The sequence below is a fragment of the Nocardioides alcanivorans genome, from assembly GCF_021555175.1.
In the GTDB taxonomy this organism is placed as follows: Bacteria; Actinomycetota; Actinomycetes; order Propionibacteriales; family Nocardioidaceae; genus Nocardioides; species Nocardioides alcanivorans.
The window spans coordinates 38,799-52,092 of the sequence record NZ_JAKGRW010000057.1 but is presented as its reverse complement, the minus strand read 5'-3'; the positions used below and the strand labels follow the sequence as shown (position 1 = coordinate 52,092).

The following is a 13,294-nucleotide window of genomic DNA, read 5'->3' as shown; positions in this document are numbered from 1 at the left end:
CTCGTCGCACAGACTGCGGACGTGCTCGCGGCCAGCGCGCATCTCGGCCACAGACTTGGCAGCGATCACCGGGTCGGGGCGCAGGAAGGTGGCGCCGAGGATGTCGCGGCGGCTCATGACGGCTCCTTGTGTCGGGCGCAGGTGGATTCACCGAAGTCGTCTACGGCGTCGGAGCAGTGGGTGCACTGGCGCAGGTCGCAGTGTGGGCAATAGCGAAATCCGGGCGACCCTTCAAAGGTCTGCATCTCCCTGCCGCAGTCGGTCATCGAGCACTTGGGAAACGTCACGCGGACCACCACCCAGCAGCCGCACCCACGCAGCCGACGATGAACGCCAGCGCGCAGGCGGACAGGATGAGGGCGGCGACGAGGGTGTCGGGGTTCATCAGAAGCACCCATCGCACGTGCAGTGGTCGCGGCCACCCGACCGGCAACCGGCCATCGCCTGATGGTCCGGGAAGAATCCAGTGGCCGGATCAACCCTCCGGCCCTCGCGGACTGTGAGGCGCACGCAGTAGTCGCAGTCCGACCGCCACTTGGCGTGGCCGGTGCGGTAGGTGATGACGCGGACGCCATCGGAGTAGATCTTGTCGATCACGGGGATGCTCATCGTGTTCCTTCCATCGCAGCCCGAATCAGGGCCGCTTGTCGGTCGAGGTCCGCCTGTATCTCGGCGGCAGTCATGTGGTCGCCGGACGCGTCGCGCACCAGGTCGGTGTCGTCGATCTCGTGGCGCTCCGGGGAGGCAAGTTGTTGCCGTGCCAGCGTTCGGCGTCGGCGAAGGTGCGGCTGCCGAGGTCCTCACGCATCGGGGAGGCCCACGGGTGCCAGCCATGCGATGTAGGCGACGCCTTGGACGGTCGCTCGTGCCCACCCGCCCTTGATGGGCGGCGGGAGAGTGATGGGCGCTCCGTACTTGAACGCGAGAGCTTCGAGGCGGTCGACGGGGATCTCGACGGGACGCTTGGTGGCGGCGCTCATAGGGGAGTGCTCCTGAGGTGAGATGAAAGAACCCGCCCGGCGCGGGATGCGGGGCGGGCTGGGGGTGGGGTGAAGCGGTCAGGCTGCGTGCAGCCGCCGCGTCTCGATGCGCTCGGCCCACTCGGGGCGGCGAGCGATCAGCAAGCGGGCGTAGTGCGAGACGAGCGAGTTGTTGATCCGGTACGCGTCGCCTTGGGTCTGGATGCCCGACTCCCAGCGCAGACGCTCCACCAACGCCTTGACTCCCACCTTGCGGTGATGCGCCAGCCACTCGGCCGCGAGAGCCTCGAGGGCCTCGGCCACGTGCGGGTTCGCGCTGTGGAACGCCTCGAAGCGCTCAGCGATGGTGAGGTCTGGGGAGTAGTCAGGCTCAGTCAGCGGCAGGAGGGCGAGTTGCTCGGTGGTCATGCGGACCTCCGGCGCGCCCAAGCCGTGGCGTCAGCGCCGCGGACCTTGATGACGCCGCTGCACATGTACGCCTCAAGCACCTCGTCGTCGATGGCCCGCTTGATCGCGGCCTCCGAGACATCGAGCTCATCGGCCAGCTGGGGGATCGAGAACTTCGCCTCGGGCGGCAAGGGTGCTGCGCCCGTCGTAGGCACGCCGCGCATCATCCGGTCAAGCGACGTCACCTGACGACGACGCGCCTCTGCCAGCCGGGCGATCTCCTGCGCGGCCCGCTGCGACTCCCTCGCGGCGGCCAGTGCTTCACGACGCAAACGAATGGCATCGGCCTCAGCCTTGGCTCGGGCGTCGATCCGAGGCTTGCGCTTCTCGCCGGACTCGCTCGTAGCCAGTCCGGCTGCCACCTTGGCGCGTCGTACGACATTGCGGCAAGCGGCGTCACCCGAGAAGTCGCTGATCTTGAACGTCTCACCCGGTGCATTCGGGTGCGTGAAAACCCAGCGATCCTTGTGCAGCTCGCGGTCGTCGTGGTCGAGATGGCAGCCGAGAGAGTGGAGCTGGTCGACTGCGTTCTTGGCGTGCTTCCTCATGAGCTCGTCTCCTTCCATCCGTGCTTGATGACGGACCGGTTCCGCTTCGGCCCCGGTGCTTGGCGGATGAGCCAGTCGAGGAAGTCGAAGTCGGACCGGGCGGTGTCGTTGCCGATGCGGACGGCGTCTGCGATGTCGGCCTCGTAGGCGGCGATCAGCCGGCGGGCCTCCCTCTGGTCGATGCGGAGTTCCGCGCAGAGGAAGCGGCGCTGGCCGTTCCGGGTTTCCAGGTCGTGTCCTGCGGTGATTCGCTCACCGGAAAGCGTGGGGCGGTCGAGGGTGCCGGGTGGGGCGGTCATGACGATGACTCCAACGCCCGGTAGAGGTAGGCGACTTTCGCCTCTCGCTGGCGGGCATTGTGGGTTCGGTTGAACACGGGCTCCTCGCCCTGGATCGCGGCCCGCTCTGCCGCCTCGGCCTCTCTTCGCGAAGAAAGCCACGCAACTTCAGAGCGGGAGACGAACCGCCACCACGGGGATCGAGTCCGGTGCTGCTCGGCGCGCAGTTCGGGCCGCCCGGAGATGCCGACATAGAGCAGTGCTCCCGATGAGTCGAAGTGTCGGTAAAGCGCGCACGGTTGGTCGAGAGTCGCCGACTCGGACCCACCTTCTTCGCGAAGACTTTCTATCCAGCGCTCCGCCTCCTCCTGGCGAATCCCCATGCGCTGGGCGACGACTGATGCATGCTCATGCCGGGAGAGTGACGCGATCGTCCTGCGTGCCGCGACGAGGCGCGCAGACTCTTCGGCATCGAGCTGCTTGGGGCCGAGTAGATAGTCCGCCGCGATAGCCAGTGCCGAGTCGGCGTTACTGGTCCACGGGAGGCTCTCGATCCACTCACTGATCTTTGCCCAGTGCTCATCGCCAAAGCATTCGGCGATAGCTTGGCGCTCGCCTTCCATGAATTGGGCGATGCGCGGCTCGCGGTTGGGTGTGCGCTCCACGATCATGCCGACCGCCTCGGGTTCTCGGTTGGAAGCGACCGGATCCACTCATCGAGGTCGGCAGCCCGGATGACGAGCTTCGTGCCGTTGTAGTGGGCGATCAGGTCACTGTTGGCGATCGCTTCCTTGATCTTGGTCTCACCAATTCCGGTGGCTTCGATTGCTCCGGCCATTGAGCAGGAGACGAAGGCGAAGACGGGGAGGCCATCAGGCCGCGTCCTCGGCGATGAGTTCAAACAGGGACTCGAAGGGGGCGCCAGTGAGAACCATGAGGGCCGCGATGAACCTAGGAGAGGGGTCTACTCGCCCGGACTCGACCCGGTAGGCCGTCTGCGGAGTGACTCCCATCTGTCGCGCGAGTTCGTCGCGGCTGATGTCCCGCTGGGAGCGGACGGCGTAGAGGACGCCGGGCTTAGGAGTGATCTTCATGACGCCACCATACATACACGTACGTATGTCCCCGCAAGGCGACACGCACATTTATAGACACGCATGTATGTATGCCCGTATTCTCTGCACCATGAACACGAGCAGGGAAGCCGTAGCGCTGTATATCGACGCCCTCGCCGGGCCCGAAACTCAGCACCAAGCGATCGCCAAGGCCATCAATGAGCGCAACCCTGGATCGCGCGTGGCAGGCACGCTCGTGGGCCGCTGGCGTGGATGCAAGCTTGACCTAACGCCCGGCAGCCTTGCCGCCCTCGCTCGTGCGTATGGACGCAACCCTCTCGAGGCGTTCGTGGTGGCGGGGCTTCTGACCCTAGACGAGGCGCTCGACGCCCTGGACGCCGACGCGGTTCGACTCATCAAGAGGATCGAGCAGGGGGCGTCAGGGCCTGTTGCCGACGGACCGATCTCCCTGGAGGAGAAGCGAAGGCTCTTTCAAGAGCGGGCATCCCAGGTCCGTGAAGATGCTGCCCGAGATGAGGGCGGGAAGCCGACATTGGGCGAGGACTGACCTAAATGTCGGGGGTGTGGCTACGGTCCCGGCCATGGGGGACATGAATCCGTGGCGCAGGCTGCGGGCACTGGGGGACTGGACGCTTCACTGGCACGACCCGCTGGCCGACGCACGGATGGGCGTGACGCGGTATGCAGCCCGCCAGATCAGCCTCCGCGCCGATCTGACGTGGGAGCAGCGGCGTTGCACGATCCTGCACGAGTGCCTGCACGCCGAGCACGGACCCGTTCTCGCAGGGCACTATGACCGCCACGAGAACGCCGTACGACGCGAGACGGCACGCCTGATGTTGCCTGACGTGCGCGCGATCGGCGAGGCGATGGCATGGGCGCGCGACAACGACGAGGCGGCGTACGAACTCAACGTCGACGCCGGCGTACTGCGGGACCGGCTCCGCTGGCTGCACCCGGCCGAGCGGCACTACCTGACCCGACGACTCGAGGAGATCTAGCCCTCAGGCAGCAGCGCCGCCCCGAGCGCCTTCATGGCATCGGCCACCCGGACGTCGGAGGTGTGGGTGTAGACCGCCTCGTTGACGGCGCGTGACGCGTGGCCGAGCATCGACTGGCGCACGTCGACGGACACGCCGAGCTCGGTCAGGATGGTGTTGCAGGAGTGCCGGGCCGAGTGCAGGGTGACATCCGGCAGCCCGGCTGCCTTGAGTGCTCGGTCCCAGTCGGCCGAGTCCACCGATGGGTCCGCCGGTCGCCCGTCCGGTCGCGTGAAGATGAGGCCGTGCTGCCCGGGCGGGTTGGCCTCGATCTGCTCCTCGAGCAGGCGCCGCAGCGGACCAAGCATCGGCAGGACGTGCCACGACGACGTGGACTTGGGGCGCAGCAGGTAGAACGCACCCTCGAGGTGAATGTGGTCCTGGTCGTCGGGGATCTCGATGTACCGCTTCGGACAGGATCCGCCGCGCTTGCGGCCACAGGTCGCCTCGCCGGACTCATCGAGGCAGCCGTGGTTATAGCGGAGCCGCTGCAGCTGCCAGGCGATGGTGATCGCGTCGTTGTCGAAGTCGATCATGTCGCGGGTGATGCCTAGACACTCACCTTGACGCTTCCCGGTGAGCAGCGCCATGCCCCAGCGTGCGGCCTGGTAGGGGTCGTCGCGAACGGAGACGAGCAGCTGCGCCGCCTCTGCGTTCTCGAGGTACTGCTTCTTCTTCTTGGCCACCCGCGGCTTGTCAGCGACCAGGGCCGGGTTCTGGGTGATGCGGCCCTCCTTGAGGGCGTCGGCCAGCATGGAGGACAGCACGCGGTGAGCACCGAGCGCCGACGCGCCAGACAGGCCCTTGGTGTCGGTGACGTACTCGTGCATCTGTTTGATGTGCCCGCCGTTGAGGCGGTCGAGTCGGACGCGGCCGATGGACGGCTTGATGTAGTGCTCGATCTTGGTGGTGTAGTCGGGGCGGGTGGAGACCTTGAGCCGCTTCAGCCCGTAGCGCTTCCACCACAGATCGCACCACTGGGAGACGGTGGGGGAAGCGGTGGCCAGGTCGCCTGACTTGGCCAGGTCTCGATGGGCCTTGCGCAGCTCGTCGACGACGTCGGCCTTGCGCGCCCGGACGATGACCTTGCGGCGGCGCTTGTTGGGGGTATCGGATGGCAGCTCGATCGACGCGCACCACATGCCGTCGGACTGGCGCTGGTAGACGCCACCGGTGCCCTTTGTTCTGCGGGTGCGCTTCTTGGGCGGCATAGGGGCCTCCGTTGGTGTCGGTTCGGTGGCCTCAGTCTACTTGGAAACGTTAGCCTATACGTTAGCCAATCGCGCGCCCCCGGACGAGGTCGGCTGACCCTGATTCACGCTCAGGACCGCAGATTCTGACGGCTCAGCAGGAGACTCATAACCTCCCACGCGCGGGTTCGAGCCCCGCCCGGCCTACCAGTTCATCTCGTGCCGGCGATTCGGTACTCGCCGTCGTCGAACGCCAGGTCGAGGGTGATGTTCTCGACCCTGTCGGGCCCCTGCTTCATGTCGTAGCGGACCCGGTAGCTGACGCTGAGCTCCTCTGCCTGGGCATCGACCTGGAGAAGATCGGCCGAGCGGACCTGCCGCCACCAGCTGCGATATCCCTTCAAGCCGTTGCTCTCCTGCTGGTATTCGGGCGTCAGCAGGTCGAACCCGGCCTTGGTGTCGCTGGTGACCGTGCTCAGGTAGTCAGCGACGAACTGTTCCATGTCGGCCGCATCAGGCGTTGCGATCGCCGGAGGGGTGGTGCTCTGGCCCGGAGGAGTGGTCGCAGACGTTTCCTCTCCGACTCCTTCACTCGAGTTGTCGTCGTCGCCACCGCGGAGGACGAGCCACGCGCCGATGCCCAGCGCAGCGACCAGGACGACCGCGACCAGGGCGATGAGCGTCGTGCCCCTGCTGTTCCTGCCGTTGGTGCGGATCACCTGCGTCTGTTGCGTGGGTACGTCGCCACTGGGCTGCGGCGAGTGTGCCGCAGTTTCAGGGCCCTCGGCTGATGGCACTGGTGGCAGCATCGCGCTGCGGCCCTGCGGAGGGTGCGCGTCCGGGCCGTCCTTGAGGAAGGCATGCACCTGCTGGGCTGACCACCGCTGCTGCGGGTCGCGCTCCATGGTGCCGCGCAGCGCCGGTTCGAGCCAGCCGGCGCGGTCGGTACGCGGGGGCTCCTCGTGGACGAGGCGATAGAGCGCGCCCATGAGGTTGTCGCTGGTGTCGAAGGGCGGCTTGCCAGTGAGGGTGTGGAAGATCGAGGCGCCGAGCGACCAGACGTCGCTCGCAGCTGTCGCGGAGGAGCCCGCGGCAACCTCGGGTGCGAGGTAGCCGGGGGAGCCGGTGACCAAGCCGGTTGCGGTCAGTGAGGCGTCGCTGCCGGTGCGGGCGATGCCGAAGTCACCGAGTTTGAGGTGACCATCGCGGGTGACGAGCATGTTGCCCGGTTTGACGTCGCGGTGCACGATGCCCGCCTCGTGGGCCACGGCCAACGCGTCGGCAGCCTGCGCGATCAGGGCGGCGGAGTGGTCCGGGCTGAGTGGCCCCACGTCGCGCACCAGCCCCGAGAGGGTGACCGAGTCGACGTACTCCATCACGAGCCAGATCTCGTCGCCGGCATCAGCCAGGTCGTAGACGGTGACCACGCCGGAGTGGTTGAGCATCGCGGAGACCCGGGCCTCGCGCCGGACGCGCTCCTCGGTCTCGCCGAGGCCGTCGCGCGCAGCCAGCCGCTTGAGCGCGACCTCGCGGTTGAGCAACTCGTCATGGGCGAGCCAGACCGCGCCCATGCCGCCGCGGCCCACCTCGCGAAGCAGGGCGTATCGCCCCGCGACCAACTGCTCCATCCCCACCTCGTCCTGTGTCCTCCAGCCGCAACCCGCAAGGGCAGCGGTGCTCCGAGGAAGAGGCTACGTCAGGGGTCAGCCAAGGAACTCAACCTCGTAGGTCGGCCCGAAGTCGCTGGTGCCACGCTGGAGTCCGTCGCTGAAGTCGATCTCGACCCGGCCGACGGCCACGATGCCGGGGAGTCCGAGGTCACCGCCACCACCAACTGATCGCCGTCGGCCAGCTTCAGCTCGGCGTCCTTGGCGCCCGTCCAGTCCGCGCAGAAGGGCTCCGGCCGGGTGGTGCTGGAGATCGAACCGCCGTGGCACACCCAGAAGGTGACCTCGCCACCGTCGGAGGAGGCTTCGACGGAGTGGAGTGAGAGGGTGCGCGCCTTGGTCTCCCCGCTCGGTACGCCGAGATAGACGGTCTGGCCCGACTTCACGGTCGCCGTGACCACCGCGTCGGAGGTGGGTAGGCCCGTGGGATGGAAGGCCCACCACCAAGCGGCGCCGACCACGACGGCCAGGACCGGGATCCACAACCATCGCCACCAGCGCCGGCGACTGACCTCGAGCTCGTCGCTGGCGACGGGAGCGGCTTCCATGGCCACACCTTATGTAGTCCGAGGCCGTGGCGAAGGAAAAATCGCCCGGGTTCACGCTGTGGGACGCCTGCCCAGGTGGTGGTCGCTGTTGCATGATGCCCGCATGATCAGTCTCGAGCGTCCCGTGGTGGAAGGAACCGTCGCTGTGCGCGACGGTCGTCGCCTGAGCTTCGCGGAGCACGGCACCACCCACGGCCCTGCGGTCATCTGGATGCACGGCACGCCCGGCGCCCGCCGACAGATCCCCGTCGAGGCCAGGGTGTACGCCGCGCGCCAAGGGATCCGACTGATCGGCATCGACCGCCCGGGGATCGGATCCTCGACCCCACACCTCTATCGCGACATCCATGACTGGACCGCAGACCTGGAGATCTTCGCCAACACGCTCGGGATCGAGCGGATGCACCTGATCGGGCTCTCAGGCGGCGGGCCCTACGTGTTGGCTGGCGCACACGCGCTGGCAGACCGGGTCGACGGGGTTGCGGTGCTGGGCGGCGTGGGACCGACCGTCGGTCCGGAGGCGACCGAGGGCGGTCTGATCGAGCTGGCGGTCACCCTGGCACCCGCGATCCGGGCGCTTCGGGTGCCCCTCGGGATCGCCCTGACCCAGATGATCCGGTTGGTGAAACCATGGGCCGGTCCGGGGCTCGACCTGTATGCAGCACTGCAGCCCGACGGTGATCGGAACCTGCTCTCGCGCCCAGAGTTCAAGGCGATGTTCCTCGACGACCTGCTCAATGGATCGCGGTTCCAGACCTCGGCGCCGCTCAACGACCTGGTGCTCTTCACCCGAGACTGGGGCTTTCGAGTCGCCGACGTCGAGGTGCCAGTGCGGTGGTGGCACGGCGCCGCCGACCACATCGTGCCGTTCTCGCACGGCGAGCACGTGGTGGAGTTGCTGACCGACGCGGAGCTGCTCACCATAGACGGGGAGTCGCACCTCGGCGGCCTCGGAGTCGCCGAGGAGGTGCTCGGAACCCTGCTGGGCCTGCGCGCGCATACCGAGTGACGACGTACGAGCTGTGAATCACGCGTGTTTCACTGGTGTGATCGCGTCTCATGGGTCACAATGGACCCACTCAACTTCATACGTGTGCGTGGCGGATCCAACCGCTCCAAGTTTCGAGGCTGCTGGGGAAGGCGTGTCTCGACGCCGGAGATGGAGGAGCCCACCATGAGCACGAACCACAACCGCACCACCGCTTCCTCGGCGACCCGTGGCATGTTCTACGTGCACTCGGCGCCGTCGGCGCTGTGCCCCCACGTCGAATGGGCACTCGGTGGTGTCCTTGGCGTTGCCGTGAACCTCGAATGGACGCCGCAACCGGCACAGGCTGGTGCCTACCGTGCCGAGTTCTCCTGGGCCGGCGGTGTCGGTACGGCGGCCGCCGTCGCCTCAGCGCTGCGCGGGTGGAACCACCTCCGCTTCGAGATCACTGAGGAGCCGTCGTCGGGGGCCGAGGGCGCCCGCTATTCCTACACCCCGGAACTCGGGATCTTCCACGCCGTCACCGGGCTCCACGGAGACATCATGATCCCCGAGGACCGACTCAAGGCGGCGGTGGTGAAGGCCGCGCTCGGAGACACGACCCTGCCCAACGAGGTCGACAAGTTGCTCGGCAAGGCCTGGGACGACGAGCTCGAGACCTTCCGGTACGCCGGCGACGGCGCCCCGGTGCGTTGGCTGCACCAGGTCGTCTGACCCGACCTCGCCGACAGATGGTGGACCGGGCGTCTCACTGCGTCGGCTGGTACCAAGGAAAGAACGGCGGCATCTGCGACGTGCGCCCGGTGAACTCCGGGGCCCGCTTCTCGAGGAAGGCGCGGACGCCCTCCTTGCCGTCGGCCAACGAGGCGTAGTAGATCGCGAGCGAGTCGACCTGGTGGGCAACGAGCGGGTGGTCGGCAGCGCTGTTGCGATACATCATCTGGCGAGTCAGGGCGATCGCCACGGGTGAGCGGTCATCGATGAATGAGTGGGCCAGCGTGTGGGCGGCATCGAGCAACTCCTCCGGTTCGTGCACCGAGCGCAGCAGCCCACCCTCCAGTGCGGTCCGTGCGTCGAGGATGTCGGACGAATAGACCCACTCCAACGCGGTCGGCATGCCGACGATGCGGGGAGGAACCACGTCGAGGTGGCTTCGGGCGTGATGCCGAGCCTTCCGAAGACGAAGCCGATGCGCGCCTTCGTCGAGGCGAGACGCACATCCATCGGGAGGGTCATCGTGGCGCCGATGCCCACGGCAGCGCCGTTGATTGCGCCGATCACGGGCTTGAGGCAGTCGTAGATGGCCAGGGCGACGCGGCCTCCCGTGTCGCGGACACCCACCTGGATGCCCGGCTCGGTCATCCGATGTTGCATGTCGTCGAGCGTCGGTGCAGCGTCCTCGTCGAGTCCGAAGACGTTGCCCTCCTTCGTGAGGTCCATGCCCGCGCAGAACGCTCGCCCCTCGCCGGTCACCACGATCGCGCCGACCTCGTCGTCGGTGCTCGCGCGTCGGAAGGCGTGCTCCAGTTCGTCGGCCATCTGAACGGTGAAGGAGTTGAGCTCCTCCGGCCGGTCGAGGGTCAGCGTGAGCACGCGGTCGGCGATCTCGTAGCGGATGGTGTCGTAGGCGGGGATCTGGCTCATGCGCGCAGGCTATCGAGGCGCCGTACGGGCCGGGGCGGCGCGGGCAGGAACACCACAAGCACCCAGCTCCGGCAACTGTGTGACGGAACTGAGTGCTTGGTGTGTGTGGCTACGGCCCACAGGAACCCAATTCCCCGCCCGGGCGGGGAATCTTGTGGCCGATGTGGCCCGTGGGATCCGTGGGTCTCAGAGCGGGATGTTGCCGTGAGCGCCGCGGGCTGGGCTGCTGCTGGTGGCGGCGTCGGCGAGGGCCTTGGCGATCGTGGAGCGGGTGACCTCGGGGGAGAGCACCTCGTCGACGACGCCGATCTCGACGGCCTTGTCGACGCCACCGGCGATCCGTTCGTGCTCAGCGGCCAGTTCGGCCTCCACCGCGGGACGGATGTCGGGGGCGACCTCGGCCAGCTTGCGACGGTGCAGGATGCGGACCGCTGCGACGGGGCCCATCACGGCCACCTCGGCGCCGGGCCAGGCATAGACCTTCGTCGCGCCCAGGGAGCGCGAGTTCATTGCGATGTAGGCACCGCCGTAGGTCTTGCGGGTGACCAGCGTGACCCGGGGGACGACGGCCTCGCCGAAGGCGTGCAACAACTTGGCTCCGCGGCGGACGACGCCGTCCCACTCCTGCCCGACACCGGGAAGGTAGCCCGGCACGTCGACGACGACGACCAACGGCACCCCGAACGCATCGCACATGCGCACGAAACGCGAGGCCTTCTCGGCGGAGAGGGAGTCGAGGCAACCGCCGAGACGCAGGGGGTTGTTGGCGATCACTCCGACGGTGCGCCCACCCAGGCGACCGAGTGCAGTGACGATGTTGGGCGCCCAACGGCCGTGCAGCTCCAGGGCCGTGCCCTCGTCGAGCAGGGTCTCGACCAGGGGGTGCACGTCGTAGGCACGCTTCTTCGACTCCGGCAGCAATGCCTCGAGGTCGGTGTCGGTGACGGCCTCGACGTCGAGCTGGCCCTGGACGCCGAGCAGGCTGGCGACCTCGCGGGCCCGGCCCAGTGCCTCCTCCTCGGAGTCGGTGAGCAGGTGCACCACGCCGCTGCGTCGACCGTGGGGCTCGGGCCCACCGAGGCGCAGCATGTCGACGTCTTCGCCGGTGACCGAGCGCACCACGTCGGGTCCGGTCACGAAGATGCGGCCCTCAGGGCCGAGGATCACGACGTCGGTCAGTGCGGGTCCGTAGGCGGCGCCACCGGCAGCGGGGCCGAGCACCACGGAGATCTGCGGGATCTTGCCCGAGGCCTGGGTCATCGCGTGGAAGATCTCGCCGACGGCGTGCAGTGAGAGCACCCCTCTGCGAGGCGAGCACCACCGGAGTGCCACAGCCCGATGATCGGCACCTGCTGACGCATCGCTTCGGCGTACGCCGCCACGACGGCCTTGCAACCGACCTCGCCCATGGCGCCACCCATGATGGTGGGGTCACTGCAGAAGGCGACGACCGGCGCACCGGACACGGTGCCGGTGACGGCGAGCACGCCGGAGTCGTCGAGCGCGGTGATCGGCTGGACGGACCCGTCGTCGAGGAGTGCGCCGAGACGGTGCAGCGGGTGACGCGGGTCCTCTTCGCGCGGAGGCTTGGTGGCGGCAGCGGTGGCGGTCATCAGATGCTCCCGAAGGCGACGGCCACGTTGGCGCCACCGAATCCGAACGAGTTGTTGAGCGCGACGATGTCGCCGGCCGGCAGGTCGCGAGCCTTGGTCGGGATGTCGAGCTCGACGGCAGGGTCCTGGTCGTCCAGGTTGATCGTCGGCGGGCTGACCCGGTCGCGGATCGCGAGCACGGTGGCCACGGCCTCGAGCGCGCCGGCGCCACCCAGCAGGTGGCCGGTCATCGACTTGGTGCTGGTCACCACGGCGTTGGTGGCCTGGGCGCCGAGTGTGGCGTGCAGCATCAGGCCCTCGGCCACGTCACCCTGCGGGGTGGAGGTGGCGTGGGCGTTGACGTGGACCACGTCGGCCGGGTCGAACTCGCCGTTCTGGATCGCCAGCTGGATGGCACGGGTGCCACCGCGGCCCTCGGGGTCGGGCTGGGCGATGTCGTGGGCGTCATTGCTGATGCCGGCGCCGAGCACGACCGCGTGGATACGCGCACCGCGGGCCAGGGCGTGCTCCTCGGACTCCAGCACCAGGATGCCGGACCCTTCGCCGAGCACGAAGCCGTCGCGGCCGATGTCCCACGGGCGCGAGACGGTGGTGGGGTCGCCGGGGTTCTTCGACAGCGCCATCATCTGCGCGAAGGCAGCCATCGGGAGGGGTGGATCGCTGCTTCGGTGCCACCGGCGATCACGATGTCGGCACGGCCGAGCCGGATCTGGTCGATGGCCATCGAGATCGCCTCGTTGCCGGAGGCGCAGGCAGAGGTGGGGGCGTTGACCGCACCCTTGGCGCCGTATGCAAGGGCAATGTTGGCAGCCGGGGCGTTGGGCATGAGCATCGGCACCGACAGCGGGGAGACCCGGCGCGGGCCCTTCTGCAGAAGGGTGTCGTAGTTGGCCAGCAAGGTGGTGACACCACCGATGCCGGACGCCACGGCCACACCGAGCCGGGTGCCGTCGATGTCGGCACCCTCGAGACCTGCGTCCGCCCACGCCTCCTGGGCTGCGACCAGGGCGAACTGTGCCGACCGGTCGAGCCGGCGGGCCTTCACCCGGTCGAGCACCTCGGTGGGTTCGACGGCGACACGGCCGCCGATCTTCACCGGAAGCTCAGCCACCACGTCGTCCTCGAGCGTGCGGATGCCGGACTTGCCGGCCAGCATCGCGGTCCAGGTGGATGCGACGTCCCCGCCGAGGGGGTTCGTGGTGCCGAGACCGGTCACGACTACGCGCTTGAGAGACATGAGGCTCCTTGAATGATGATGGGGCGGACGCAGGTCAG

At 68.0% G+C, this 13,294-nt stretch carries 15 protein-coding genes, 1 tRNA gene and 3 pseudogenes; 5 read left to right on the top strand and 14 right to left on the bottom strand.

Features of this window, described 5'->3' with window-relative positions; all coding sequences use genetic code 11:
• Nucleotides 1-384: 384 nt before the first annotated feature.
• The 8 genes from L1066_RS24580 to L1066_RS24545 all read right to left on the bottom strand — a co-directional run bounded on the left by L1066_RS24580 (nt 385) and on the right by L1066_RS24545 (nt 3,347).
• Nucleotides 385-609, bottom strand: a complete 225-nt coding sequence (locus L1066_RS24580) for a hypothetical protein (RefSeq protein ID WP_235738957.1) — start codon at nt 607-609, stop codon at nt 385-387.
• Between the two features lie 191 nt (nt 610-800).
• Nucleotides 801-980: a hypothetical protein gene (locus L1066_RS24575; RefSeq protein ID WP_235738956.1), complete on the bottom strand. Its 180-nt coding sequence runs from the start codon at nt 978-980 to the stop codon at nt 801-803.
• A 78-nt stretch (nt 981-1,058) separates the two neighbouring features.
• Nucleotides 1,059-1,388, bottom strand: a complete 330-nt coding sequence (locus tag L1066_RS24570; RefSeq protein ID WP_235738955.1) for a hypothetical protein — start codon at nt 1,386-1,388, stop codon at nt 1,059-1,061.
• Nucleotides 1,385-1,975 (bottom strand): hypothetical protein, encoded by a 591-nt coding sequence (locus tag L1066_RS24565; RefSeq protein WP_235738954.1) that lies wholly within the window; start codon nt 1,973-1,975, stop codon nt 1,385-1,387. Before L1066_RS24565 ends, L1066_RS24570 begins: the two co-directional genes overlap by 4 nt.
• Nucleotides 1,972-2,274, bottom strand: coding sequence for a hypothetical protein (locus tag L1066_RS24560; protein ID WP_235738953.1), 303 nt, complete (start codon nt 2,272-2,274; stop codon nt 1,972-1,974). The genes L1066_RS24565 and L1066_RS24560 overlap by 4 nt, the downstream gene beginning before the upstream one ends.
• Nucleotides 2,271-2,924 (bottom strand): hypothetical protein, encoded by a 654-nt coding sequence (locus tag L1066_RS24555; protein WP_235738952.1) that lies wholly within the window; start codon nt 2,922-2,924, stop codon nt 2,271-2,273. The genes L1066_RS24560 and L1066_RS24555 overlap by 4 nt, the downstream gene beginning before the upstream one ends.
• Entirely contained in the window at nt 2,921-3,091 is a 171-nt protein-coding gene (locus L1066_RS24550; protein ID WP_235738951.1) for a hypothetical protein, read from the bottom strand. The genes L1066_RS24555 and L1066_RS24550 overlap by 4 nt, the downstream gene beginning before the upstream one ends.
• Before the next feature lie 34 nt (nt 3,092-3,125).
• Nucleotides 3,126-3,347, bottom strand: a complete 222-nt coding sequence (locus L1066_RS24545; protein ID WP_235738950.1) for a helix-turn-helix transcriptional regulator — start codon at nt 3,345-3,347, stop codon at nt 3,126-3,128.
• Nucleotides 3,348-3,438: 91 nt separating this feature from the next.
• Here L1066_RS24545 and L1066_RS24540 point away from each other — a divergent pair, with 91 nt between their 5' ends.
• Nucleotides 3,439-3,876, top strand: a complete 438-nt coding sequence (locus tag L1066_RS24540) for a hypothetical protein (protein WP_235738949.1) — start codon at nt 3,439-3,441, stop codon at nt 3,874-3,876.
• Nucleotides 3,877-3,910: 34 nt separating this feature from the next.
• Complete coding sequence (locus tag L1066_RS24535; protein WP_235738948.1) at nt 3,911-4,330, top strand: hypothetical protein; 420 nt, start codon at nt 3,911-3,913, stop codon at nt 4,328-4,330.
• Here the strand turns inward: L1066_RS24535 and L1066_RS24530 are convergent.
• Nucleotides 4,327-5,580, bottom strand: coding sequence for a tyrosine-type recombinase/integrase (locus L1066_RS24530; RefSeq protein WP_235738947.1), 1,254 nt, complete (start codon nt 5,578-5,580; stop codon nt 4,327-4,329). The genes L1066_RS24535 and L1066_RS24530 overlap by 4 nt on opposite strands.
• Before the next feature lie 86 nt (nt 5,581-5,666).
• Here L1066_RS24530 and L1066_RS24525 point away from each other — a divergent pair.
• Nucleotides 5,667-5,769: transfer RNA gene (locus L1066_RS24525), tRNA-Ile, on the top strand.
• A gap of 2 nt (nt 5,770-5,771) precedes the next feature.
• Here the strand turns inward: L1066_RS24525 and L1066_RS24520 are convergent.
• The gene (locus L1066_RS24520) at nt 5,772-7,187 is read right to left on the bottom strand and encodes a serine/threonine-protein kinase (protein ID WP_235738946.1); all 1,416 of its coding nucleotides are present in this window, start codon (nt 7,185-7,187) and stop codon (nt 5,772-5,774) included.
• 68 nt (nt 7,188-7,255) lie between these two features.
• The gene (locus tag L1066_RS24515) at nt 7,256-7,774 is read right to left on the bottom strand and encodes a hypothetical protein (RefSeq protein WP_235738945.1); all 519 of its coding nucleotides are present in this window, start codon (nt 7,772-7,774) and stop codon (nt 7,256-7,258) included.
• Between the two features lie 103 nt (nt 7,775-7,877).
• Between L1066_RS24515 and L1066_RS24510 the strand changes: the two genes are divergently transcribed.
• On the top strand, nt 7,878-8,783 hold the full coding sequence (locus tag L1066_RS24510; protein WP_235738944.1) for an alpha/beta fold hydrolase: 906 nt from the start codon (nt 7,878-7,880) through the stop codon (nt 8,781-8,783).
• Nucleotides 8,784-8,948: 165 nt separating this feature from the next.
• Nucleotides 8,949-9,476, top strand: coding sequence for a DUF3145 domain-containing protein (locus L1066_RS24505; RefSeq protein ID WP_235738943.1), 528 nt, complete (start codon nt 8,949-8,951; stop codon nt 9,474-9,476).
• 34 nt (nt 9,477-9,510) lie between these two features.
• Here the strand turns inward: L1066_RS24505 and L1066_RS24500 are convergent.
• From L1066_RS24500 to L1066_RS24490, 3 pseudogenes are all read right to left on the bottom strand, one after another.
• Nucleotides 9,511-10,406 (bottom strand): annotated as a pseudogene (locus tag L1066_RS24500) (crotonase/enoyl-CoA hydratase family protein).
• A 186-nt stretch (nt 10,407-10,592) separates the two neighbouring features.
• A pseudogene (locus tag L1066_RS24495) lies at nt 10,593-12,019 on the bottom strand (acyl-CoA carboxylase subunit beta).
• Nucleotides 12,019-13,256 (bottom strand): annotated as a pseudogene (locus L1066_RS24490) (beta-ketoacyl-[acyl-carrier-protein] synthase family protein). Before L1066_RS24490 ends, L1066_RS24495 begins: the two co-directional pseudogenes overlap by 1 nt.
• Nucleotides 13,257-13,294: the final 38 nt, after the last annotated feature.